Below are 22675 nucleotides of genomic sequence, written 5' to 3' on the forward strand. Positions count from 1 at the left end.
ACGAAAAAATGTGATGCTGATATAGAGAAAGTGTGTAGAAAGCGTTGACATTTCGTAAAGAAAAATAGGGATTTTTTCATGGTGATGTTTACAAAAAATGCGTAAACGAATAGGAATTTTAATCAAACGTTAAGGAAACAGCGCTATAATAAAAGGTGTGAAAAAAAGAATAGGAATTTCTTAGAAAATAGTTGTATAATAGGTGAGTCAGTCAATGAAAGGAATGGAACATGGATATTCAGTACATACATACGTTTACGATGCAAACAAAAGAGGAGTGCCGGACGCTTCAGCAAAAGCTAAAAGCACAAATTGATTTAACATCAGGCGTCAAAATGACGCATATACATAACTGTGCTGGTGTTGATGTTGCGTATTGGGAAGAAAACGGCATATCTTACGGAGCTTGCAGCATTGTAGTGGTTGATTATCAGACGAAAAACGTTGTAGAAAAAGTGCACAGTGTAGGAGAAGTAACTGTTCCTTATCTTCCTGGATTCCTAGCTTTTCGAGAGCTGCCTTTAATTCTTGAAGCGGCTAAAAAACTTCAAATAGAGCCCGACGTGTTTTTATTTGATGGCAACGGATATTTGCACTACGAGCACATGGGAGTAGCCACACATGCTTCGTTTTTTCTCAATAAACCTACCGTTGGAATTGGGAAAAGCTATTTAAAGATCAAGGGACATGATTACGTTATGCCTGAAGATACAGAGGGCGCTTATGAAGATATTGTGATTGATGATGAAGTTTATGGTAGAGTAGTAAGGACAGCCAAAGGGGTAAAGCCTATTTTTCTGTCGTGCGGAAACTATATTGATTTGGACATGTCGTATCAGCTTATGATGCATTTTATTTCAAAAGAAAGTAAGCTTCCGATTCCGGTCCGCCTAGCAGATCTGCATACGCATGAGCTGCGGAAAAGGTACCGGCAGTCAACAGGGAAGTAAGCTGTTCATAGTGAGTTCATAGTTTCCTTTTATACTGATGGTTGGAATATAGTAGTAGTGTAAAATTATTAAAGAATGAGTAAGGTGATTAAAGGTGAGTTCATTTGTTGCGAGTATTTTGGATTTTTTAACGAGCCTTGGCTATTTAGGTATTGCGCTCGGCTTAATGATTGAAATCATTCCAAGTGAAATTGTACTAGCTTACGGAGGGTATATGATTTCTCAAGGTATGATTAGTTTTCCTGGAGCAGTCATTGCCGGAATTATTGGCGGAACGATTGCACAGTGGTTTTTATATTGGATTGGAGCCTACGGAGGACGTCCGTTTCTTCAAAAATACGGCAAGTACTTATTTATTCATGATAAGCATATTGATCTTGCGGAAAACTGGTTTAATAAATACGGCGCGGGCGTTGTTTTCTCCGCCCGTTTTGTCCCGGTTGTTCGACATGCAATTTCGATTCCTGCAGGTATTGCTAAAATGCCGTTTTGGAAGTTTACGTCTTTAACCGTGTTAGCGATGATTCCTTGGTCGATTTTATTTATTTACTTAGGCGGAAAGCTAGGGGAGAACTGGGCGAACATTGAAGACGTAGCAAGCAAATATACGCTTCCGTTTGTGGTTGCGGCATTTGTTATTATTGTTCTTTATTTCGTATTCAAACGCACGCGTACAAAGCGCGTATAAGATTATCTTCGGACTAAAAGCATGGCAAAAAGCCATGCTTTTTTTGCATGCGCAACCAGAAGCTCTTTTATTTGCTCATGACTTCTTCAAGTGCTATTATTTTTCATACGCACTAAAAAAGGAGACGATTTAACGTGGTACAAGAAATTGTATTAAATGATACGCCTATTCAAATTTACAGCTATGAACAAGAAATTGTAAAAGGCAAAACAAAAGTTTCAGTTGATTTTAAAGTAACAAGTGAGGAATATCATGATATTACTACACTTTTATATAAAGGTACTTTTCATGTAAATGTCCCGGAAGAAGATCTGGATTTCCAAGGAACGATTCATCAGTACTCTACGTCTTTTACCAATTTATATGAAAAAGGTCAGGTAGGGGATTTTTCATTAAGTTTAATTGAAGTGAACGAATAAGGAGCAGATGCGTGATGAAAGTAAGTATACTCGACCAATCGCCCGTTTCATCCCATCAGACCCCAGCGGAAGCGTTAGAAGCATCAATGCAGCTGGCCAAAGGGGGTGACAAGCTTGGCTATGAGCGCTACTGGATTGCAGAGCATCATGATTTGTCTGGACTTGCCTGTTCGGCTCCTGAAGTGATGCTTGGCTATATCGGCGCACAGACTAATAGAATTCGAATTGGATCGGGAGCGGTGCTGCTGCCTCACTACAAGCCGTATAAAGTAGCTGAAACGTATAACATGCTCGCAACGCTGTTTCCAGGGCGCGTTGATTTAGGGATTGGACGCGCGCCGGGTGGATCGGCTGAAGCAACAAATGCGCTGTCGGATAACTTCTTGCAGCAAGTATTTAAAATGCCTGAACTTGTTAAAGAGCTTCTGCAGTTTTTAGACGATAAATTTCCGGCTGAACATGAATACGCAAAGCTTTCAGCTTCGCCGCTGCCTCCTGTCTCTCCGGAACCTTGGCTGCTTGGCACAAGTAAAAAAAGTGCCGAGCTCGCCGCTAGAAACGGAATGGCCTATACGTTTGGACAGTTTATGAGTGAACAAGATGGTTCAGCTATTATTGATCAGTACAAACAGGCATTTCAGCCAAGACGGACCGGTGATCAGCCCTATGCGATTGTCACTGTATCGGTCATTTGCGCTGAAACAACGGAGCAAGCCCATCGCATCGCAACGAGCTCACTCGTATGGAAAATTCAGCAGGATAAAATGGAAGCAAAAGGCGTGCCTTCTATTGAAGAAGCGGCCAGCTATCCGCTGACAGAAGAAGAAGAGAAAAAAATGAAGAAGATGAAAGAAGCCATGATTATCGGAAACCCGGAAGAAGTACACGTCCGTCTTCAAGAAGTTCAAGCACGCTACGGAGCGGATGAACTCATGCTTGTCACCATTACACACGATCCGGCTGACCGATTAAAATCATATGAGCTTGTCGCAGAGAAATGCAAAAAATAAGAGCCAAATGTCGGCTCTTATTTTTTATGTCCGTAATAGTACTCAAATAAGTGCTGAAATGCTTCTATAGCACGTGAAAAAGAAGCGGCGTCTTGGCGGTCTTCTATTAACCAGCACGTGGCTAGTACAGAATAAGCGTATCCCCACAGTAAAATGCGTTTTTTACTTACGTTCAGTTCTTTTACAAATATATTGATTCGATGGTCAATTGTCTCTGCCACGTTTGTTTTAGGCAGATGATTTAAAAGAAAAGGGATAATTTCGTACTCTTTTTCTCCAATTAACCCTTTTGGATCAATTATTTTCCACGCCTCACCAGACTGTAAGATGTTATCATGATGCAAATCACCGTGAAGCAAAAAAAGCTGCTGAGAAGTGCGGTTTAATTCAGAGAAAACGGCTAGTGCGTGTTGAAGCGTTTCAGAAGAAAGAAAATCAATACCGCTTGGATACATTTGTGTATACTCTCGAAGCTGCTTCTCTCTTTTAACGGCTGTTTCGATAGTGGAGTCCGAGTGAGGCATGCGCCACAGGGATTTCATAAGCCGAGCAGCGATTAACGCAGCCTCTTCTTTAGTTGATAAAGAGGAAAGCGGGCATCCGGGAGACAGCTTTTCAAGCAGTAAAATGCCTTTTCCAGCATCGCTGTCCACGACCTTTACCGTGTTCTCACCAGCTAGTGCTGTCAGTGCTTCTTGCTCATGAAGCAGCTCTGAAGGCTCTACAAAAAGTTTGACAACTAGTTCACTTCCATCTGCTTTGCGCGCAGGAGCAACAAAGTGGTAAGAAAGGGGAAAGTGACTGTGAATGTTGATGCGCCAGCGCTCTTCACAGTAGCGAATCAGCTGAGGAAAGTCAGTTAACCACTTTTGACCTTTATGAGAGTGAAGGTGAGTAATCGTATCACAAAACGTTTGAGGCAACGTATGCATGCGTTTGTCTCCTTTGTTGTTTCCAATTTTTTCTGATAAACTCATCATATACAGTCTATATAGAATCTGTAAAGAAGGAGGAGATCCTACATATGAAGAAAAAGAAGGTGAAACCCCCTTGGGCTCTTGCGGGGTTCCCGGTTTATATCATTGGGTTTTCACTTTTACTTGCTGGAAGCGCACCGGAGTGGCTAGAAACGGTGAGTAAAATCATTATTGTTCTTGGAGTCATTTTGCTTATAATCGCAGGAATTGATCTTAAAAAACGAAAAAAATCAGTACAAGCCTAAAAAACTGCCGTTTGGCAGTTTTTTTATTTGGAGAAAGGGTAACAAGATAACTAGATAAAAATGTTGAATTATTATTCTGTTTGATGTATAAATATAATATAGAAACAACGGTATTGAGAGGAGAATGAACGTGTCTTACGTAATAAAAAAAGAGGTTCCGTCATTTGAACAGTTTGCAGCTTTGCATGAAGCGAGCGGATTACATAAAAGTAAAAAAGGCAATTATACAAAAGAACAGCTGTTTGAAGCCGCAGCCAACAGCTGGTTTAGAGTCGGTATTTACGACCATGAACAATTAATTGCATTTGGCCGTATGATTTCAGACGGAATTTACCAAGCGCTTATTTGCGACGTGATGGTAGATCCCACATACCAAAACAAAGGGCTTGGAAAGCAAATTATTCAAGAGCTGTTGACGAAATGCGAAGAAAGCGGAATTGAATCGATTCAGCTGTTTGCAGCAAAAGGAAAGCATCATTTTTATAAAAAATTAGGGTTTCAAGAAAGAGAAGAAGACGCGCCAGGCATGTCGCTTGTTATATAAAAAAGCTCAGTGATCAGTCATACTCACTGAGCTTTTTGTATTATGCAGTTTTTAAAACCGTACTTTTTTGAACTAAATTCCAAGCAACTTTTACTAAATAAATAACAAGCAAAACGTTTAGCATAGATGTAGCAAACATAGAAAACGGATAGGACGTACTGTTTTGCATATTGCTGGCACCGTATAAAACAAAAAAAGTGTTCATAAAAATACTGATGCTAAATCCAAGGGATAAATAAAGCAAGTTTTTGTCTTTCAAATAAATATAAGCAAGCAAAGCAAGAGCTGCTGCTGGAAACAAGTAGCGTTCATGCATGCTTGAAGAAAACGTAAATACTCCGGAAATTTGAATAAGTGCTGCAAGAGCGGCGTATTTAAAGCGGCGTCCTTTTATATAAATAAGCCAAGAAAAAATAGTCGTCGCGACGATAAAAATAAGCCCCCACGTATGATAGCTGAAAAACAGCAGCGTTGCAGAGCTGTCTTTATAGTTTGCGCCTATTAAACTAAAAAAGTTATAGGCGTTAACAGAGGCATACGGGTACTCTCCAATGGTGGATGAAAATAAATTAATAATCCACGTAGGACTTTTTCCAGCTGAAAAAGGCAATAAAATCACAGCAGCAGTGAAAGCAGCAGTGAAAGCAATGCCGAAGAAATGTTTCACTTGCTTCAGGCGAATGAGCTCGAAAAACAAAATAGGCAGGATAATAATCGCCTGCGGCTTCATTAAGACCGCTGCTGTAAAAATAACGGCCGACGCATAAATGCTTTTTTCCGTAATCATTACAATTGCTAGGACAATAAGCAAAGTGAAAAATGAATCGACTTGTCCCCAAAACGTTGAATTAACTAAAATGGCCGGATTAAATAAATACCCAATTGCTAACAGATAGGCAAAAGAAGGTGCCAAGTATTTACGAGCTAAACGATAGAGTAAATAAGATGTGACGACATCTGCTAAAATAGGCGGGATTTTAATCAACAGCGAAAAATACTGCTGAAAATCCGGTAAACTGCCAACTTTCCCAACGATAAACAAGATATAAATATAAAACGGCGGATAATCGCTTCCGCTTTTAGCATAGAAATTTGAAAAATGATTAGCCGCAACCGATGCCCAGTTTTTGAAAAGAGATGCATCCATATGAGAGCCTACCCACGGAATCAGCGCAATCCGGATAAATAGTCCAGTGCCAAGTAATGACCATAAAATAACGCGAGAATGCCCTATTGAATAATGCCATTTCTTTTTCTTTAATAATCCGTAAACGAAAGCTGCTGTTATAAAAAAGCCCACTGTATAAAGAGCGAGCGGCGTTTCATAGTCTTTATTAGCTCCTTGACCTGCGGCACCGTTATCCATAGATAGATTATGAAAAGGCGTTACGTGTTCTCCGGAATTGCTAGACGAAGCGGAACCGTTTCCTGAAGGAAGACGATGATCCCTCGAATTATTATCAGGAGCAGATATACCATTCGTAATCTTTTTTAACTGATGACTTTCTTGAATCGAAAATAAATGTTCTTCTCCTTTATAGTGTGATAGTGAAACGATACTGAAAACAAATGCTAAAAGAAAAGCAGCCATTACGATAAAAGCCGTTCTTTTTTGTAGTACGTTCATATAAAATCCTCCGATGACAATGTATCGAATAAGTAGTAGTGTGTCTCCATACTATAAGGGGAGTTGGTGAAAATAAAGTGAAACTTCTTTAATAAAGAGCGGAAGAGAGAGCATAAAAAAACAAGGCCTTAGAAGACCTTGTTTTTTATATTGCTTATAGTACAGCATCAAACTTATTTACTTTCCACTGTGAACCAGATTTATAAAATGTAACGGTGCGTTTTACACTTCCTCCGTCAACTGTTGGAACCGTAAATTGATAAGAGCGAACATCGGCACGTTGATAAGTTAGTTTTGCTTTTGCTTTGTTCCACTCTAGCATGCTGAATCCGTCACCGACAGGACGAGCAAGCTTTCCGTTATATGTGATGTAGCGATAATTTGTTAATCCTTTTTGAATAGCACTGTTTGTAAAAGTTTCAGATAAGTAGCTTACTAGTTTGCTTTTTGTATTAAAATCTTGACAAAGATATGAGTACTGAGTGCCTTTATAATTAAATGTTTTTTGAGTACATAAATTACCTTTAGATCCATGAAGTGCATTCCAGAAATGGTTGCTTGCGTTTGCTGCAATTTTTACCGCATTAGTCGTTGATAGATTTTGTGATGCTGCTTGAGCTGTAACTCCTGTGCTTAGTGAAAAGAAAAGAGCAAGTGATGCTAAGATTATTCCAAATTTTTTCATTTCCATTTCCCTCCTACTCATTCATTGAAATATATGTAACATTCATGCTGTTAATATTACAATTGTTACATTTATATTACAATACTTCTTTAAAGAAATAAAGAGTATTTCTTATATATGTTTGAATTATTCCCGTATTTTCTTAAATAAAACGTAGAATTAAAAGAAAACATATAAACAGTATGTCAATTATGTGTCACATATTTCGTCGCTTTACAAGTTCGTATATAATAGGAATAAACCGACCAGTATGCTGATGTAGGTAAATAGGTCAGGCACAAAAGGAGAACGTAGACTAATGGGTGTTTCAGAAGTAACATCAGGAATTATTATTACCACTGCTGTAATTGCTATTGTGATTATTACAGTCGGTGTTTTAGCTACAATGATTGCGATTGCGAAGAAAGCAAATAAAAAGTAAGTATGTAGAGGAGAGTTAGTATAATAACTAATTCTCTTTTTTTTGAAAAAAACCTATCGCTATTTTTATAATAAAAATGCATAAATAACGCGTGCATTATTCATAGAAAAAAGCAGGAAATTTACGTTTTGAAGCTAATAGATACATAAGGCAAACTGCGCACTTTCATTATAAAAATAATGGAAGGGGTTCTAACAGACTTCAAGTGATATCGCCTATTTTATGTCATAATGAATGATATTCATTAACACAGCATCTTAGACGCACTTTATAACCAAATAATGAGGAGAGTGGTTGAGTTGCAACGACAAAAAGTAGCAGTGAATGGAGAAAGGTTAAAAAATACGCTTGAACGATTTGCCGATTATGGACGAACACCTAATAACGGTGTAACCCGCTTAGCGCTGTCAGAAGAAGATCGCCTAGCACGAGATTATTTTTGTTCATGCTGCCGTGACCTTGGAATGGATATTAAAATCGATGACCTTGGATGTATTTACGCCACGCTTGAAGGACTAGAAGATAAGCCGCCTGTTGTAATTGGCTCACACATGGACAGCGTAAAAAAAGGCGGAAGGTTTGATGGAATCCTCGGTGTAGTTGCAGGGTTAGAGTTAGTAAGGACGCTGGTTGAACATAATATTAAGCCGAAGGTGCCGATTATGATTGTTAACTTTACGAATGAAGAAGGAGCGCGTTTTGAGCCTTCTATGATGGCTTCAGGTATTTTATCGGGCAAGTTTCAAAAAGACGTTATGATGAAGAAGACAGATGTTGACGGCGTGACGTTTAAGCAAGCCCTTCAATCATGCGGATATGAAGGCGATACGAGTAACCGTCTTACTGAAGCATCGGCATTTGTAGAATTACATATTGAGCAAGGGCCTATTCTAGAACGAGAAGCCAAATCAATCGGTGTAGTCGAGTGCGTGCTCGGAATGGTATGCTATGAAATTGAAGTTACCGGGGAGTCAGATCACGCCGGGACGACGCCGATGGACATGCGGAAAGACGCGCTTTTTGCAACTAATAATTTAATTGCTGAAGCTCGTCATGAGCTCGGCAGATTAGATTCAAATTTAGTCTATACAATGGGTCGTATGAACGTACTGCCTAATATTCATACCGTTATTCCAAATAAAGTTATTTTTTCGCTTGAAGCGAGACATACGGATGAAGATGTCATTGCATCTGTGGAAAAAATTATTCAATCACTGCCTGATCAAGCGGAGCTGTTAGAAGGCTGCGAAGTGCGGGTGACCAAGCTTTGGGGTCGCGATACCGTGTGGTTTGATAAAACGGTTTGCGATGAAGTGGAAGAGTCGGTTCGTTCCCTTGGCTATTCCTACAAGCGAATGGTAAGCGGAGCTGGACATGACGCACAGTTTTTAGCTACCTATATTCCGACGGCTATGATTTTTATACCGAGCGTAAACGGAAAAAGTCATTGTGAGGAAGAGTTCACTCCTTGGGAAGAATGTGAAAAAGGTGTAAACGTACTTTTAGAAACAGTGATTAAGTTAGCTCAGAAGTAATGAGATAAAAGAGTAAACCTGCGGAGGTTTGCTCTTTTTTAGTGCTTAGAAAGACTGTGAACTATCGCATTGAACTTTTGGTTTATTATGGCTACAATAAATGAGAAGCATCCGGATGGATGTGAAAAAAGGATGTGAAAAAAGTGAGGTCTTCTCACTTACAGAAATGAAAATTACTATTATTATTGCAGATGATAATTCATTTATTCGAGAAGGAATGAAAATTATATTAAATACATACGAGGAATTCGACGTTGTTGCTACTTTAAAAGATGGTCAGGAAGCCGTTCAATATTGCAAGAATCATTCCGTTGATATTGCATTGTTAGATGTAAGAATGCCTGTTATGGACGGTGTAGAGGCTACAAAGCTTATTTCAGAGTCAACCAAAGCAAAGCCGCTTATTTTAACTACGTTTGATGACGATGAATATATTATTGATGCCGTAAAAAACGGAGCTAAAGGCTACTTGTTAAAAAATACAGAGCCAGAGCGCATTCGAGACGCAATCAAAAGCGTGTTTAACGGACATACGGTTCTTCAAGATGTTGTGCTTGATAAAATCAAATCGAGTTTAAACGCTGCAACTGAGCGCGAGTCAAAAGCGGATATGACACAGTTTACAGAGCGTGAAACGAGCATTATGACGCTGATTGCCAAGGGGCTTTCAAATAAAGAAATTTCTAAAACACTTTTTATTTCAGAAGGTACCGTAGCAAACTATATTAGTTCGATTTTAAGTAAGACGGGACTTGAGCACCGTACTCAAATTGCTATTTACTATTTAACCGGTAAAGGGAAGTAGGGCTATGGAAGTCGGATTAATGATGACTAAGCTCATCCTTATACTGTTTTTGGCTATTACGTACATTCAGTTTAATTATGTACACTCGATTTCAGCTATTGTGTTAGCACTGCTTCTTTACAGCTGTGTTAACATTGCAGCGTCCATTGTGAAAAAGAGCGTGTTCAAGCGTATGTTTATTGTTAGTTCAATTGTCCTTATTCTATATTGTGCGTATAAACTTCATCCTTTGTTTTTTCTTCTTTTGCCGCTAAACTTTTGTGAGCTTATTGGAGAATCAGTCGTGAAAAAATGGATGGTGCTGCTGATTGTTTTGCTTCCAATGCTGCTTGTTCCCTCTGACATTAGCGCGCTGTATGTGTTAGTCGCTGCGCTTACTTTCTTTATTTATACAGGAGCAGCTCGCTATCAAAAGAGGACAATCAGTTATGAACAAAAGCTTGATGAAATGAGAGTAAGTATGCAAAAGCTGCAAAAGCATGTGAATGAAAATAAAGAGTATGTGAGACAGTCTCAATATGCTTCAAAATTAGAAGAGCGAAATCGATTATCGCAGGAAATTCACGATAAGATTGGTCATTCAATGACAGGAGCGCTTATTCAAATGGAGGCAGCAAAGCATGTAATGAAGCAAGATGAAGAAAAAGCGCTGTCTCTTCTTCAAAATGCAATTACAATTTCGAAAGAAGGCATTGAAGAAATCAGGTTAACGTTAAAAAGTATAAAGCCTCCCGCTGAGCAAATAGGAATCAGCAGGCTTAAATTATTTATTGGTGAATTTGAGGCTAAACATAGTATCGCAATGCCTCTTGTATACAAAGGTAATTTGGATTTTATCACCCCTCTTCAGTGGAAAATTATCCATGAAAATATAACGGAAGCTATTACGAATGCCTTAAAATATGCAGAAGCAACGATGATTGCCATTGAGCTTCATGTACTAAATAAAATGGTTAAAGTAGAAGTCAAAGACAATGGAAAAGGGGCTCACTTGTTTCAAAAAGGCCTTGGCATTGCAGGAATGGAAGAGCGAGCTGCTTCCATTAACGGAACGGTGATCGTTGACGGGGCAAACGGGTTTTCTGTTACCACACTGCTGCCGATAGGTGAGAAACTTCATACATAAATAATGAGATTTCTCATGGAGAAAAGGTGAACTTATGCACTGACGTAAGTTTGCCTTTTTTTCATAAAATAAGGATATACCAACACACTAGAGGTGAAATGATGAACGTATTATCAATTCAAAAATTAACAAAGAAATTTGGAGATTTTATTGCGGTAGATAATTTGTCTTTACAAGTAGAAGAAGGAGATATATTCGGCTTTTTAGGAACAAACGGAGCAGGAAAAAGCACAACGATTCATATGGTAGCTAGTCTGCTTCAAAGCAACAGCGGCGATATTGAAGTACTTGGGAAAAATATAAAGAAACACCGAAATTTTGCAAAGATGAACATTGGAATTGTTCCGCAGGACTTAGCGATTTATGAAGATTTGACAGCCTATGAAAATGTGAAGTTTTTTGCAGGTCTCTACGGATTAAGAGGGTCACTTCTTAACGAACGAGTCGAAGAAGCTTTAGCGTTTGTAGGGCTTTTAGATAAACAAAAGGCGTATCCGAAAAGCTTTTCAGGAGGAATGAAAAGAAGGTTAAATATCGCATGCGCAATTGCTCATCGCCCGAAGCTTATCATTATGGATGAACCGACGGTTGGCATTGATCCTCAGTCGCGAAATTATATTTTAACATCTGTAAAAAAGCTAAATGAAATGGGAAGCACAATCATTTATACCAGTCACTATATGGAAGAAGTAGAAGAGGTATGTACAAAAATTGCGATTATTGATCATGGCAAGATTATTGCTGAAGGAACAAAAGAGCAGCTGAAAGCTATTATCACTGATACAAAAGATATTTGGATTGAAGTAAAAGAAGCGGACGATATAGATTGCAGCGGTCTAAAAGAAATTCCGGGCGTAACAGCCGTTACGTATGAAGATGGAATCATTAAAATTAATTCAAGCGCCGAAGTGAATAACTTGAACAAAGTCATTCATTATTTAATGACGCATCATATCGAAATTAAAGCAGTTAAAGAACAAGCCCCTAATTTAGAGACGGTCTTTCTCACGCTGACAGGGCGCAGTTTAAGAGATCTATAAAAGAAAGGAGGAATAACGAATGAATATTATTGCAATTGCTTTGAAAGAAATGAAAAGTGATCTGCGAGATAAGCGTGCATTTATCTTTATGATTCTCTTTCCACTGGTTCTTGTCCTTATTTTAGGAACAGCTTTGTCTCAAGCCTTTAATAACGATATGAAGATAGACGACAGTTATGTTCTCTATAAAATCGACACAAGTAATGAAGAATCTGCTGCTTTTAAGCAGTTTGCTGCCCATGCAGAAAAATCGGGCATTCACTTTAAAGCGCTGAAAAAAGATCAGAATGGAAAAAAAGAAGTAAAAGAGCAGCGCTATACAGCTTATGTAGAAATGAAAGACGGAGACATTCATCTCTACGGAAATGAAGAAAACAGCATTGAATTCAACATGGTCCAAGGTATGTTAAGCACTTTTGTGGATAAGTACAATGTGGCTATGGAAGTGGCTAAAGTAAACCCTCAGCAAGTGGATAATCTGCTCCGTGCGTCTAAGCATGACTATATTCAAGAAACATCTCTTCATTCTCAAAAACAGCCAAATTCAATAGACTACTACGCCATTTCAATGACAACTATGATTGTTTTGTACGGATCTATCTCAGCGAGTTATTTAATTAGAGGAGAGCGTATGCGAAATACAGTTAGTCGATTAGTAGCCGCGCCGGTTAAAACCGCTGAAATTTTTGTCGGGAAAATTTTAGGTACTGTTTTGGTTCACGCCATTTGTGTGTTAGTCGTCATTATGTCGACTAAATATTTTTTTGATGCCAACTGGGGAGATCATTTACTCTTAGTACTCGTAATGTTAGTATCTCAGATTCTTTTTGCCATTAGCTTTGGGTTAGGAGTGAGCTACCTTACGAAGACGGAAGCGGCGTCAAGAGCAATTATTATGGTTGTTATTCAAGTGTCGTGTATTGTGGGAGGAACCTATTTTCAAAATGGATCTGGAGAGGGATTCGTCAATGTATCACCTTTAACCTGGATGAATAATGGACTTATTAAATTGATTTATACAAATGATATCGGCGCTTCTCTTTCAGTTATCGGGTTGAACGTAGGCTTCTCTATTTTATTCCTGGGCATAGCAATTGTGCTTTTGAGAAAAAGAGAGGGGTTATAACATGAAAAATATCATGTGGCTTGTCACAAATATGCTAAGAAATATGCTGCTTAGAAACAAAAGGACGCTTGTGCTTGTTATTGGTTTGCCTATTGCAGGGGTTTTAATGTCCGTTCTTATTTATGGAAATGCAGGAGGGACTTCGGTGAATATCGGAGTTGTCAATCACGACTCAACGGATATTACAAAAGATACCGTTCAGTTTTTAAAAGGGCTGCATAAAACAAATGTTAAAATACTCACTGACAAAGAAGTGGATCATGAGATTACGTCAAAGAAAGTTGATGCGGTTATTACCTTTGAAAAAGGGTTTTCTGACAGCGTCAAAGCGAACAAACCAGATCATATTACAATCACTTCAATAAAAGGAGCAGAAGTAACGAGCTTTATTAAGTCTTATTTGTATCAATATATTGACAATATTTCTTCGCTGAATCAAGCTGCTGAAGGCGACGATGCGGCGTTTAAACAAATGTATGAGAATTATCAAAAAGCGCCATTCCACGTCTCGACGCATGCTCTTGAAGACAAAGGAACCGATCAAAACATTGTCAAGCAGACAATTGGATATTTAATCATGTTTATGCTTTTTTCTGCGGTGAATTTATCGGCTCTTATCACAAAAGAAAAAGAGCAGCGAACGTATTTTAGACTGTTAGCTTCGCCAGTGAGCGCAAGGCAATACGTGATATCCAATGTTATTACAAATATGATTTTATTAACTCTGCAAGTAATGATTACACTTGTTTGTATTACGACTCTTTTTCACGTAGATATGAACATTCCCGTATGGCAGCTGTTTTTCATTTTAGTTTTGTTTGGTCTAGTAGCCATCGGCTTGTCTCTTGTAATTATCGCTTTTACAGAAAGTTCAAAAGCAGCGAATGGTCTTCAGACGCTTATCATCACGCCAACTTGTTTACTGTCCGGCTGCTTTTTTCCGCCTGAATTTATGCCGGATGTGATGCAGAAAATAGCCGACTTTCTTCCTCAAACGTGGGTATTAAGTACGTTAAAAAGTGTTCAACAAGGAGCTGATTTAAGCAGCCTATGGTTAAATATCAGCATTTTACTAGCTTTTGCACTTGTTTTTTTCCTGCTGTCTATTTATAAATTAAATCGAAATAATACTGTTCAAAAGTTTATTTAAATGGTAAAGTCAGAGAATACCTCTGGCTTTTTTTGTAATTTTTAAAAAGTTACAAAAAAAGATTGAAAAATATAAGATGAAATTTTAGAATGAAAGAGGAAAGGGGTATACAAAAAGAGAATAAATAGGGGAGAAAAACGAAGTTCATGTTGGTTTTTTGCACAAATAAATGAAATCGCTTACATAAGTCAGCATGAAAGTACGGAAGGAGAGATTGTCAGCGAGATAACAAAGGGGGAAAAACAGTGGGAATTTATGAACTACTTGTACCACGCACGGTTTTATATGGAGAAGGATCATTTTCTAAAATTGGAGAACAGGCTGCACTGCTTGGGACAAAGGCATTGCTTATAAGTGATGACGTTATGGTGAAAGCAGGCAATGTAGAAACTTGCCGTCGTTACTTAGCAGAGGCTGGCATGGACTGTGCCGTGTATACAGGCGTAAATTCAGAGCCGACAGATATTCATCTAGATGAAGCGCTTGTTATATGTAAAACGGAGCAGTGCGATGTGGTTATTGCCTTAGGGGGAGGCAGCTGTATCGATACTGGAAAAGCGGTTGCCATTATGATGACAAATGAAGGGCATCTACGAACGTATTTTCAAAATCAACAAGAGTTTCAAGATAGTCCTCTTCCTTTGGTTGCCGTGCCTACGACTGCTGGAACAGGCTCAGAAGTGACGAAAGCGACGGTTATTACAGACACGGCGTATGATGTAAAAATGATGCTCGCAAGGCCTCAATTATTGCCTGATACAGCCATTGTTGATCCGTTATTAACGCTATCATGTCCGAAACACGTAACGGCAGCTACAGGAATTGATGCACTCAGTCATGCAGTGGAAGCGTATTTGTCTAAAAAAGCACATCCTTTTACAGATTCACTTGCGCTTCAAGCAATTGAGTTAATCATGAAAAATATCCGTCTTGTGTATAGAAATGGAGAAAATGTTCAAGCAAGAAACGACATGGCCTATGCATCTATGCTGGCAGGAATGGCATTTTCAAATTCATCTGTTGCTCTAGTGCACGGTATGTCAAGACCTATTGGCGCGTTATTCCATGTGCCGCACGGTATTTCTAATGCGATGCTCCTGCCTGCGGTTTTGGACTATACAAAAGAGGCTTCAATCGATCGTTTAGGTGAAATAGGACAAGCTCTTTTTCCGAACGTATCATATACAAAAAAAGAGGGAGCAGATGTGTTAATTGAAGCCATCAAGCAGCTTTGTATCGACTTAGAGATTCCTAATCTTCAATCGTGGGGCATTGATCGCCAGCTATTTTACGCGGCGGTTGAGAAAATGGCAGCGGATGCGATTCAAAGCGGAAGTCCTGCTAACCATCCGGTTGTACCGACGGCAGAAGAAATTATCCAGCTGTATTACACGTGCTATGAATATGAGTTTGAGTCTGCACTTTATAAAAAATAAGATAAATTCAAAACAAATTGAATGAGGGATGAAAGGGGAAACGTTATGGATTTGCTGATTATTTTGCTGTCTCTGGGGCTTTTAATGCTGGTTGCTTACCGCGGATTTTCAGTTATTTTGTTTGCTCCATTGTGTGCGCTGCTAGCTGTTATTTTAACGGAACCAAGCTATGCACTCCCGTTTTTCTCAAACGTTTTTATGGAGAAAATGGTTGGGTTTATTAAAAACTACTTCCCTGTCTTTCTATTAGGAGCAGTCTTCGGGAAAATGGTAGAAATGTCTGGAGTCGCTGAATCGATTGCGAAAACAATTGTTAAAGTAGTAGGGGCTAAACGCGCCATCTTGGCTATTGTTTTAATGGGAGCAATCTTAACTTACAGCGGGGTAAGTTTATTCGTTGTTGCGTTTGCAGTTTATCCGTTTGCGGCTAACTTATTCCGCGAAGCGAATATTCCAAAACGATTAGTACCGGGAACGATTGCATTAGGAGCTATTTCGTTCACCATGGATGCACTTCCGGGTACACCGCAAATTCAAAACGTTATTCCAACGACTTTTTTTAAAACAGACATCTATGCTGCTCCGACACTGGGGATTATCGGATCGGTGATTGTCTTTAGCTTAGGTCTTTGGTATTTAGAAAGCCGAAGCAAAAAAGCAAGAAAAGCTGGAGAAGGCTACTACGGGTTTAATAATGAACTAGCGGCTGCTGCAGAGCTAGAAAAAGAGTCTGTACCTTCTACAGAACCTAAATATGAACCTAGCGTAGCAAGACAGATTCTTGCATTTGTTCCGCTCGTGCTTGTAGGGGTGGCAAACAAATTTTTTACTGTTTCTATTCCAAAGTGGTACCCAGACGGTTTTGATTTTGCCAAAATTGGTCTTGAAGCGTTCGGAAAAGTAGATTTAACCGCAGTTGTTGGTATTTGGTCAGTGGAATTGGCACTTGTTATTGGAATTATCACAACGATTGCGTATGACTGGAAGAGAGTGACCACCGGTTTCCAAGCTGGTCTTAACGCAAGTATTGGCGGAGCGCTTCTCGCTGCGATGAACACGGGAGCTGAGTATGGCTTTGGAGGCGTCATTTCATCTCTTCCTGGCTTTGCAACCGTTCGTGATGGTATTTCACATACCTTTACAAATCCGCTTGTCAATGGAGCCGTTACGACAAACATTTTAGCCGGTATTACAGGCTCTGCTTCTGGAGGTATGGGAATTGCGCTTAGTGCGATGGGAGATAAGTATGTAGAAGCTATTAATCAGTACAACATTCCTCCTGAAGTTATGCACAGAGTTGTAGCGATGGCATCAGGCGGTATGGATACGCTTCCTCATAACGGAGCTGTTATTACCCTACTTGCTATTACCGGGTTAACCCACAAGCAGTCTTACCGAGATATTTTTGCCATCACTGTTATAAAAACGCTTGCATGTTTCTTAATTATTGGAATCTACAGCTTAACTGGACTCGTCTAACAAATAAAGAGGCTGAGTTTAGTTAAAGAAAAATCCGAACGATGAATCGTTCGGATTTTTTTATTGTTGTGGTGAACATAGATTTCATGTATATAGGTGCTTTTAGCGGTTGATTGGAGCGGAGCCTTGCACGGAAATCAGTAGCGGTTTCACAAGGAATCTTTATCTCCTTTGTTTGTCTATAGGTTGCAGTGATTTAGTTGTATATCAAGCTTTTGGCTCTAAAACAGATTCTTTGACTTTCTAAACTGTAAGTATTATGATTACACTACTTTCTGCAGTACTATATGCCGTTACATTAATTCTTAGCATGTTTATGAAGAAAGGAGAATGACTGTGAAGCTATTTGAAGGAAATTTAAAAGTAGGCGATTGGGTCAAAGGAAAGTCTCGCGACGGTGAACTTATATACGGATATATTAAAACGATTAATCCATCTAAAAAAGCAGCACTAATCAACGTTGTAAAAAGTGATGATGAAAAAATGGTCGGCACAACCATTGGCATGATGGATGAAAAAATAGAGAAGCTGCCCCTTCAAAAAACAGCGCACGAAGAGCAGATTCTTTCATTGATTGATCTTGCGCTGCTAACGAAAGACAAGGCTTGGTTTAGTGAATTAACAGCTGAATTAAAAAGATTACAAGATAAAAAGCAAGGCTGACATTCCTGATAAGGAATGAAGGCCCTGCTTTTTTTATTATTCATAGGGGAAAAGCAGGAATGGAAAGCAGCTTGCGAGAAGAAGTAAGTGACAATATTAAGAAAGAAAAGGTGATAAAAGATGAGTAAACGTGTCTTGATTTTAACAGGAGATGCCGTGGAGGCTTTAGAAGTTTTTTATCCGTATTATCGCTGTTTAGAAGAAGATATTCAGTGTACCATTGCTTCTCCCGTGAAAAAGAAGCTTCAAACGGTTGTTCATGATTTCCTTCCAGAAATGGAAACATTCACTGAGAAAACGGGATATAAAATTGATTCTCACGCTTCTGTTGATGAAGTGGATCCTGCCGATTATGATGGTCTTATTATTCCTGGAGGACGGGCGCCTGAATACATTCGAATGAACACAAAAGTTCAGGAAATTGCTGCGCATTTTTTAAAAGAAAATAAACCTTTAGGCGTTATTTGTCATGGTCAGCTCGTGTTAACGACGGTTAGAGAGTATATGCAGGACAGAGAAGTGACAGCGTATCCTGCTTGCCGACCGGAAGTAGAAGCGGCGGGTGCTGTATTTGTGGAACAGACGCTTCATGTAGACAGAAACCTAGTAACCGGACAAGCATGGCCGGATTTACCTAAATTTATGAAAGAGTTTTTTAACGTGCTAAAAAAAGCTGAAAAAGTGAACGCATAATAAAAAGAGCGGGCTGAGAGAAAACCATTCTTTCAGCTCTTTTAATTGATGATAGGTGAGGTGTAAACAACGTGCAGCTAGTGTCTGAACTGTCGAAGAAAATTATAAAAGAAGTACAGCTTGTGATGAAAGAACATGTAATTGTAACGGATACACGCGGAATTATTATTGCGTCTACAGAAGAAAAGCGGGTTGGTTTTTTTCATGAAGGCGCGTGGAACGTGATGCAAAAAAAGAAAAAACTATATATCTCCAAAAAAGAAGCAGCAGATTTAAAAGGAGTTAAGCCAGGAATTAATTTGCCTATCAGTTATCAAGGAGACATTATTGGCGTTATTGGCATTACAGGCACTCCAGAAGCTGTTGAGCCTTTTGCAGACATTATTCGAAGATTAACAGAGCTAATTATTCGCGAGGCATATTACATAGAAACAAAGGAATGGGAAAATAAAGGAGTAGAAGCTTTTTTTCGTGAATGGATTTATAGCCAGCAGGTAGATGCAGAATTTATTGAACGAGGCCATATTTTAGGAGTACAAGTAGAAAGCTCTTATTGCTGCACGCTGTTTCAAATTGATTCATCTCTTTCGAAAAAGAAGCAGCAGCAGGTACAAGAAATGATTCGCTACTGGTTTGAAAGTCATAAAGGTCAAGGAGATTATATCGCAAATTGGGGATACGATCGCTTGCTTTTACTTAAAGAGGCTGTAGGTGAAAAGGCAAGGCAAGGATTTAAAGAAGAATTAATAAAATGTCAGCAGTATATTCAAGCAAACAACCAAGTTATGATCGCTATTGGTATAGGAAAGCCAGCGGAGGAATTTAATTTGCATGCTTCATATGAAGAAGCGAAAAAAGCGCTTAAAGTGGCTTCAAAACGTCAAACCGTTGTTTTTTATGAGGAGCTGCTGATGGACATGATGTTAGAAGACGTTTCTGAACCTGTAAAAAAGGAATTCTTGAGTCGAGTGCTTTCTTCCATTCAAAAAGAAAAAGAGCTTCTCGAAACGCTGAAATGCTATTTAGCCAACGATCAATCGTTGAAAAAAACGGCGTTTGATTTACATATTCATATTAATACGCTTCATTACCGCTTGAAGCAAATGAAAGAACTAACAGACATTGATCCAAAAAGCGTAAAGGGTATCACGCTTTTTTACCTTGCGCTGTCTCTATTGGAGTAAGTGCGCCCTTCATTAGATAAACATACAAAAAATGAGTTTTTAAAGCGCTTTTTTTTAGTTTTTTATCCATAGTCCCTCGTGGCTTCTGCAACTATAATAAGATTAAGAGATATATAAGGAGGAACGTTATGCTTAATGAACGAACAAAAGCAAAGCTCATTGAAGTTGTAGGATCAGCCAATTTTCAAGATAGCAGTGAAGCAAGACTCGTGTACTCTTATGACGCAACACCTAACTTTCAGTCGCTTCCTGATGCGGTTATTATGCCTGAAAACAAAGATCAAGTGAAAAGAATTTTAACGATATGCAACGAAGATCATGTTCCTATTGTGCCAAGAGGTTCAGGTACAAATTTAAGCGCAGGAACGTGTCCAACGCAAGGCGGAATTGTTCTTACATTTAACCGAATGAATAACATTTTGGAAATTGATGAAGAAAATTTAACCGCTACCGTGCAGCCGGGTGTTATCACGTTAGACTTAATTAACGCCGTAGAGGCAAAAGGTTTATTTTATCCTCCTGATCCAAGCTCTATGAAAATATCAACCATCGGAGGGAACATCAATGAGTGCTCAGGAGGATTACGAGGCTTAAAATACGGCGTAACAAAAGATTACGTTCTTGGTCTTGAAGTAGTTCTTGCAAACGGAGACTGCATTAAGACAGGAGGCAAGCTGGCTAAAGATGTAGCTGGCTACGATTTAACGAACTTGTTTGTCGGTTCTGAAGGAACGCTTGGCGTCGTGACAGAAGCCATTTTAAAGCTCATTCCAATACCTGAAACAAAACAAACTCTGCTCGCGCTGTTTGAAGACATGGACGCAGCTGCTAAGACGGTTTCAGCAATTATCGCCAATAAGATTATTCCAGCCACGCTTGAATTTTTAGATCAGCCGACGTGCGAAGTAGTAGAAGATTTTGCGCAAGTTGGTCTACCAACAGATGTAAACGCTGTCTTATTGATTGAACAAGACGGTCCCCCGGAAGTGGTGAGTCGGGATATTGAAATGATCTCACGCATCTGCAGCGAAGGAAATGCTGTATCTGTAAAAGTAGCGGCTTCGCAAGCAGAAGCAGAAGCGTTAAGTACAGCAAGAAGATCAGCTCTTTCTGCTTTAGCACGGATGAAGCCAACGACGATTTTAGAAGACGCAACCGTCCCGCGGTCTAAAATTAGCGAAATGGTCAAAGCGATTAATGAAATTGCTGTAACATATAACGTTAAGATCTGTACGTTTGGTCATGCAGGAGACGGAAATCTGCATCCGACTTGTTTAACAGATGCGCGCGACAAAGAAGAGCTTCACCGCGTCGAACAAGCTTTTGAAGCGATTTTTCATAAAGCCATTGAGCTTGGAGGAACGATTACAGGTGAACACGGAGTAGGAGAAATGAAAGCACCGTATTTGGCATTGAAGATGGGCGGAGAAGGAGTAGCTGCGATGAAAGCAATTAAGTATGCTTTGGACCCGCAAGGAATTATGAATCCAGGGAAAATTTTTGCTAAAGACACGAGAAAAAGAGTGGTGGTTCGTTCATGACGGCAACAAAAGACATTCAGCAAGCATTCAAAGAACGGTTAGATTATGACGAGTTAATGAATTGTATGAGATGCGGTTTTTGTTTGCCAAGCTGTCCGACGTATGGACAAACGAATCAATATGAAGCAGCGTCACCGCGCGGAAGAATTGCTTTGATGAAAGGAGTTGTAGACGGACTTATTGAACCTGATGAATCTGTTGAAAAGCAATTGAATCTTTGTCTTGGCTGCCGAGCGTGTGAGCCTGTTTGTCCTTCGGGTGTGAAGTACGGACACTTATTAGAAGAAGCGCGTGATATTATTCAGCAGAAAAAAAGGCATAAATGGCCGGTAAAAGCGCTCAGGAATATGGTGTTTGAACAGCTTTTTCCTCATAAAGAACGATTAAAAAATGTACATTCTCTGCTTGCTTTCTATCAAAGAAGCGGCTTGCAAAAAGCTGTTCAAAAAACAAACGTACTAAACGTCCTTCCTGGTAATCTAGCACAAATGGAAAAAACGCTTCCGCTTGTGCCAACCAAAAAAGAAATGAAGAAACGGCCGTTTTTATTTGAAGCAGAAGGAACAAGAGAGCGTACGGTTGCTTTTTTTACAGGGTGTTTAATGGATACGATGTTTATGGAAACAAACAACGCGACGATTGCACTTTTACAAAAAGCGGGGTGTAAGGTCGTTATACCAGAAGTGCAGACGTGCTGCGGCGCACTGCATGCGCATGGAGGAGAAAAAGATCAGGCAAAGAAGTTAGCGAAGCAAAATATCATGGCGTTTGAATCCATTCAAGCGGATGATATTGTTCTTAATGCAGGAGGCTGCGGTGCGCTGTTGGTAGAATACGATCATTTATTAAAAGAGGAACCGGAATGGAAAGAAAGAGCAGAGGCCTTTTCTGCAAAAGTGAAAGATTTTTCAGAGATTCTAGTGCAGCAACAGTTTGTGGAAAAACAAAAGTTATCGCTGCCAAGTCAAATTATTACGTATCAAGACTCGTGTCATTTAAGAAACGTGATGAAAACGTCCAGCGCACCGAGAAAACTGATCCAAGCGATTAACGGAACGGTGTTTAATGAAATGGAAAATGCGGATCATTGCTGTGGCTCAGCTGGTATTTATAATCTAACGGAACAAGAGATGTCTATGCAAATTTTAGATTATAAAATGGAAAAAGTGAAAGAAGCCCATGCACATACGATTGTAACAGCAAACCCGGGCTGTCTCATTCAAATGAAGCTAGGGGTAGTCAGAGAAGGAGTAGAAGAAAGTGTAAGGGCCGTTCATCTTGCAGATTTACTTCTTGAAGCAGTAGAAAGCAAATAAAAAGGCCGGACGTGT

Annotated in this window: 23 protein-coding genes; 20 read left to right on the forward strand and 3 right to left on the reverse strand. The window is 39.3% G+C overall.

Translation table 11 applies throughout. From position 1 onward, the window contains the following. The first annotated feature begins 230 nt into the window (after nucleotides 1-230). From AC0KUU_RS06965 to AC0KUU_RS06980, 4 genes are all read left to right on the forward strand, one after another. Complete coding sequence (locus tag AC0KUU_RS06965) at nucleotides 231-950, forward strand: endonuclease V (protein WP_050690174.1); 720 nt, start codon at nucleotides 231-233, stop codon at nucleotides 948-950. A 94-nt stretch (nucleotides 951-1044) separates the two neighbouring features. Continuing rightward, the gene (gene uptA / locus AC0KUU_RS06970) at nucleotides 1045-1638 is read left to right on the forward strand and encodes an undecaprenyl phosphate transporter UptA (RefSeq protein ID WP_013057365.1); all 594 of its coding nucleotides are present in this window, start codon (nucleotides 1045-1047) and stop codon (nucleotides 1636-1638) included. Between the two features lie 134 nt (nucleotides 1639-1772). After that, a complete protein-coding gene (locus AC0KUU_RS06975; RefSeq protein ID WP_014459792.1) occupies nucleotides 1773-2057 on the forward strand; it encodes a DUF3219 family protein in 285 nt (94 codons plus the stop codon). Nucleotides 2058-2071: 14 nt separating this feature from the next. Continuing rightward, nucleotides 2072-3067, forward strand: coding sequence for an LLM class flavin-dependent oxidoreductase (locus AC0KUU_RS06980; RefSeq protein WP_322552109.1), 996 nt, complete (start codon nucleotides 2072-2074; stop codon nucleotides 3065-3067). Nucleotides 3068-3084: 17 nt separating this feature from the next. Here the strand turns inward: AC0KUU_RS06980 and AC0KUU_RS06985 are convergent, their stop codons facing one another. After that, nucleotides 3085-3999, reverse strand: coding sequence for an aminoglycoside phosphotransferase family protein (locus tag AC0KUU_RS06985; protein WP_162214368.1), 915 nt, complete (start codon nucleotides 3997-3999; stop codon nucleotides 3085-3087). A gap of 92 nt (nucleotides 4000-4091) precedes the next feature. Between AC0KUU_RS06985 and AC0KUU_RS06990 the strand changes: the two genes are divergently transcribed. Then, nucleotides 4092-4289, forward strand: coding sequence for a hypothetical protein (locus tag AC0KUU_RS06990; RefSeq protein WP_322552108.1), 198 nt, complete (start codon nucleotides 4092-4094; stop codon nucleotides 4287-4289). 124 nt (nucleotides 4290-4413) lie between these two features. Continuing rightward, nucleotides 4414-4833 carry a GNAT family N-acetyltransferase gene (locus tag AC0KUU_RS06995; RefSeq protein ID WP_340597222.1) on the forward strand — a complete coding sequence of 140 codons (420 nt, stop codon included), beginning with the start codon at nucleotides 4414-4416 and terminating at the stop codon, nucleotides 4831-4833. A 40-nt stretch (nucleotides 4834-4873) separates the two neighbouring features. On the opposite strand, the gene AC0KUU_RS07000 is transcribed toward AC0KUU_RS06995, so the two are convergent. Together AC0KUU_RS07000 and AC0KUU_RS07005 are read right to left on the reverse strand one after the other, a co-directional pair. Continuing rightward, nucleotides 4874-6460, reverse strand: a complete 1587-nt coding sequence (locus AC0KUU_RS07000) for a glycosyltransferase family 39 protein (protein ID WP_322552107.1) — start codon at nucleotides 6458-6460, stop codon at nucleotides 4874-4876. 154 nt (nucleotides 6461-6614) lie between these two features. Then, the gene (locus AC0KUU_RS07005) at nucleotides 6615-7151 is read right to left on the reverse strand and encodes an IseA DL-endopeptidase inhibitor family protein (RefSeq protein ID WP_014459798.1); all 537 of its coding nucleotides are present in this window, start codon (nucleotides 7149-7151) and stop codon (nucleotides 6615-6617) included. Between the two features lie 292 nt (nucleotides 7152-7443). Between AC0KUU_RS07005 and AC0KUU_RS07010 the strand changes: the two genes are divergently transcribed. The 14 genes from AC0KUU_RS07010 (at nucleotide 7444) to AC0KUU_RS07075 (ending at nucleotide 22660) form a co-directional block, all read left to right on the forward strand. Continuing rightward, a complete protein-coding gene (locus AC0KUU_RS07010) occupies nucleotides 7444-7566 on the forward strand; it encodes a hypothetical protein (protein ID WP_013057357.1) in 123 nt (40 codons plus the stop codon). A gap of 299 nt (nucleotides 7567-7865) precedes the next feature. Then, nucleotides 7866-9101 (forward strand): Zn-dependent hydrolase, encoded by a 1236-nt coding sequence (locus tag AC0KUU_RS07015; RefSeq protein ID WP_043982965.1) that lies wholly within the window; start codon nucleotides 7866-7868, stop codon nucleotides 9099-9101. A 166-nt stretch (nucleotides 9102-9267) separates the two neighbouring features. Then, on the forward strand, nucleotides 9268-9906 hold the full coding sequence (locus AC0KUU_RS07020) for a response regulator (protein WP_028408271.1): 639 nt from the start codon (nucleotides 9268-9270) through the stop codon (nucleotides 9904-9906). 4 nt (nucleotides 9907-9910) lie between these two features. After that, complete coding sequence (locus AC0KUU_RS07025; protein WP_322552106.1) at nucleotides 9911-11032, forward strand: sensor histidine kinase; 1122 nt, start codon at nucleotides 9911-9913, stop codon at nucleotides 11030-11032. A gap of 101 nt (nucleotides 11033-11133) precedes the next feature. Then, nucleotides 11134-12072, forward strand: a complete 939-nt coding sequence (locus AC0KUU_RS07030) for an ABC transporter ATP-binding protein (protein WP_043982960.1) — start codon at nucleotides 11134-11136, stop codon at nucleotides 12070-12072. 19 nt (nucleotides 12073-12091) lie between these two features. Then, entirely contained in the window at nucleotides 12092-13198 is a 1107-nt protein-coding gene (locus AC0KUU_RS07035; RefSeq protein WP_322552105.1) for an ABC transporter permease, read from the forward strand. 1 nt (nucleotide 13199) lies between these two features. Beyond that, complete coding sequence (locus AC0KUU_RS07040; RefSeq protein ID WP_322552104.1) at nucleotides 13200-14348, forward strand: ABC transporter permease; 1149 nt, start codon at nucleotides 13200-13202, stop codon at nucleotides 14346-14348. Nucleotides 14349-14593: 245 nt separating this feature from the next. Next, complete coding sequence (locus AC0KUU_RS07045) at nucleotides 14594-15784, forward strand: iron-containing alcohol dehydrogenase (RefSeq protein WP_322552103.1); 1191 nt, start codon at nucleotides 14594-14596, stop codon at nucleotides 15782-15784. 45 nt (nucleotides 15785-15829) lie between these two features. Beyond that, nucleotides 15830-17263 (forward strand): GntP family permease, encoded by a 1434-nt coding sequence (locus AC0KUU_RS07050; protein ID WP_013083445.1) that lies wholly within the window; start codon nucleotides 15830-15832, stop codon nucleotides 17261-17263. A gap of 330 nt (nucleotides 17264-17593) precedes the next feature. After that, a complete protein-coding gene (locus AC0KUU_RS07055; protein WP_153255301.1) occupies nucleotides 17594-17926 on the forward strand; it encodes an IDEAL domain-containing protein in 333 nt (110 codons plus the stop codon). Between the two features lie 120 nt (nucleotides 17927-18046). After that, nucleotides 18047-18619: a DJ-1/PfpI family protein gene (locus AC0KUU_RS07060; RefSeq protein WP_162214362.1), complete on the forward strand. Its 573-nt coding sequence runs from the start codon at nucleotides 18047-18049 to the stop codon at nucleotides 18617-18619. Nucleotides 18620-18690: 71 nt separating this feature from the next. Then, nucleotides 18691-19803: a CdaR family transcriptional regulator gene (locus tag AC0KUU_RS07065; RefSeq protein ID WP_043982951.1), complete on the forward strand. Its 1113-nt coding sequence runs from the start codon at nucleotides 18691-18693 to the stop codon at nucleotides 19801-19803. 128 nt (nucleotides 19804-19931) lie between these two features. Beyond that, on the forward strand, nucleotides 19932-21344 hold the full coding sequence (gene glcD, locus AC0KUU_RS07070; RefSeq protein WP_043982949.1) for a glycolate oxidase subunit GlcD: 1413 nt from the start codon (nucleotides 19932-19934) through the stop codon (nucleotides 21342-21344). Continuing rightward, the gene (locus tag AC0KUU_RS07075) at nucleotides 21341-22660 is read left to right on the forward strand and encodes a (Fe-S)-binding protein (RefSeq protein ID WP_043982946.1); all 1320 of its coding nucleotides are present in this window, start codon (nucleotides 21341-21343) and stop codon (nucleotides 22658-22660) included. The genes glcD and AC0KUU_RS07075 overlap by 4 nt, the downstream gene beginning before the upstream one ends. Nucleotides 22661-22675: the final 15 nt, after the last annotated feature.

The sequence above is a fragment of the Priestia sp. ST2 genome (assembly GCF_055810735.1).

Coding starts and splice junctions, on each gene's coding strand:
- AC0KUU_RS07055 (WP_153255301.1), top strand. CDS start 17,594: ATGACTGTGAAGCTATTTGAAGGAAATTTAAAAGTAGGCGATTGGGTC.
- AC0KUU_RS07060 (WP_162214362.1), top strand. CDS start 18,047: ATGAGTAAACGTGTCTTGATTTTAACAGGAGATGCCGTGGAGGCTTTA.
- AC0KUU_RS07075 (WP_043982946.1), top strand. CDS start 21,341: ATGACGGCAACAAAAGACATTCAGCAAGCATTCAAAGAACGGTTAGAT.
- AC0KUU_RS06990 (WP_322552108.1), top strand. CDS start 4,092: ATGAAGAAAAAGAAGGTGAAACCCCCTTGGGCTCTTGCGGGGTTCCCG.
- AC0KUU_RS07000 (WP_322552107.1), bottom strand. CDS start 6,460: ATGAACGTACTACAAAAAAGAACGGCTTTTATCGTAATGGCTGCTTTT.
- AC0KUU_RS07025 (WP_322552106.1), top strand. CDS start 9,911: ATGGAAGTCGGATTAATGATGACTAAGCTCATCCTTATACTGTTTTTG.
- AC0KUU_RS07040 (WP_322552104.1), top strand. CDS start 13,200: ATGAAAAATATCATGTGGCTTGTCACAAATATGCTAAGAAATATGCTG.
- AC0KUU_RS06985 (WP_162214368.1), bottom strand. CDS start 3,999: ATGCATACGTTGCCTCAAACGTTTTGTGATACGATTACTCACCTTCAC.
- AC0KUU_RS07035 (WP_322552105.1), top strand. CDS start 12,092: ATGAATATTATTGCAATTGCTTTGAAAGAAATGAAAAGTGATCTGCGA.
- AC0KUU_RS07005 (WP_014459798.1), bottom strand. CDS start 7,151: ATGGAAATGAAAAAATTTGGAATAATCTTAGCATCACTTGCTCTTTTC.
- glcD (WP_043982949.1), top strand. CDS start 19,932: ATGCTTAATGAACGAACAAAAGCAAAGCTCATTGAAGTTGTAGGATCA.
- AC0KUU_RS07050 (WP_013083445.1), top strand. CDS start 15,830: ATGGATTTGCTGATTATTTTGCTGTCTCTGGGGCTTTTAATGCTGGTT.
- AC0KUU_RS06965 (WP_050690174.1), top strand. CDS start 231: ATGGATATTCAGTACATACATACGTTTACGATGCAAACAAAAGAGGAG.
- AC0KUU_RS06980 (WP_322552109.1), top strand. CDS start 2,072: ATGAAAGTAAGTATACTCGACCAATCGCCCGTTTCATCCCATCAGACC.
- AC0KUU_RS07020 (WP_028408271.1), top strand. CDS start 9,268: ATGAAAATTACTATTATTATTGCAGATGATAATTCATTTATTCGAGAA.
- AC0KUU_RS07030 (WP_043982960.1), top strand. CDS start 11,134: ATGAACGTATTATCAATTCAAAAATTAACAAAGAAATTTGGAGATTTT.
- AC0KUU_RS07010 (WP_013057357.1), top strand. CDS start 7,444: ATGGGTGTTTCAGAAGTAACATCAGGAATTATTATTACCACTGCTGTA.
- AC0KUU_RS06995 (WP_340597222.1), top strand. CDS start 4,414: ATGAACGTGTCTTACGTAATAAAAAAAGAGGTTCCGTCATTTGAACAG.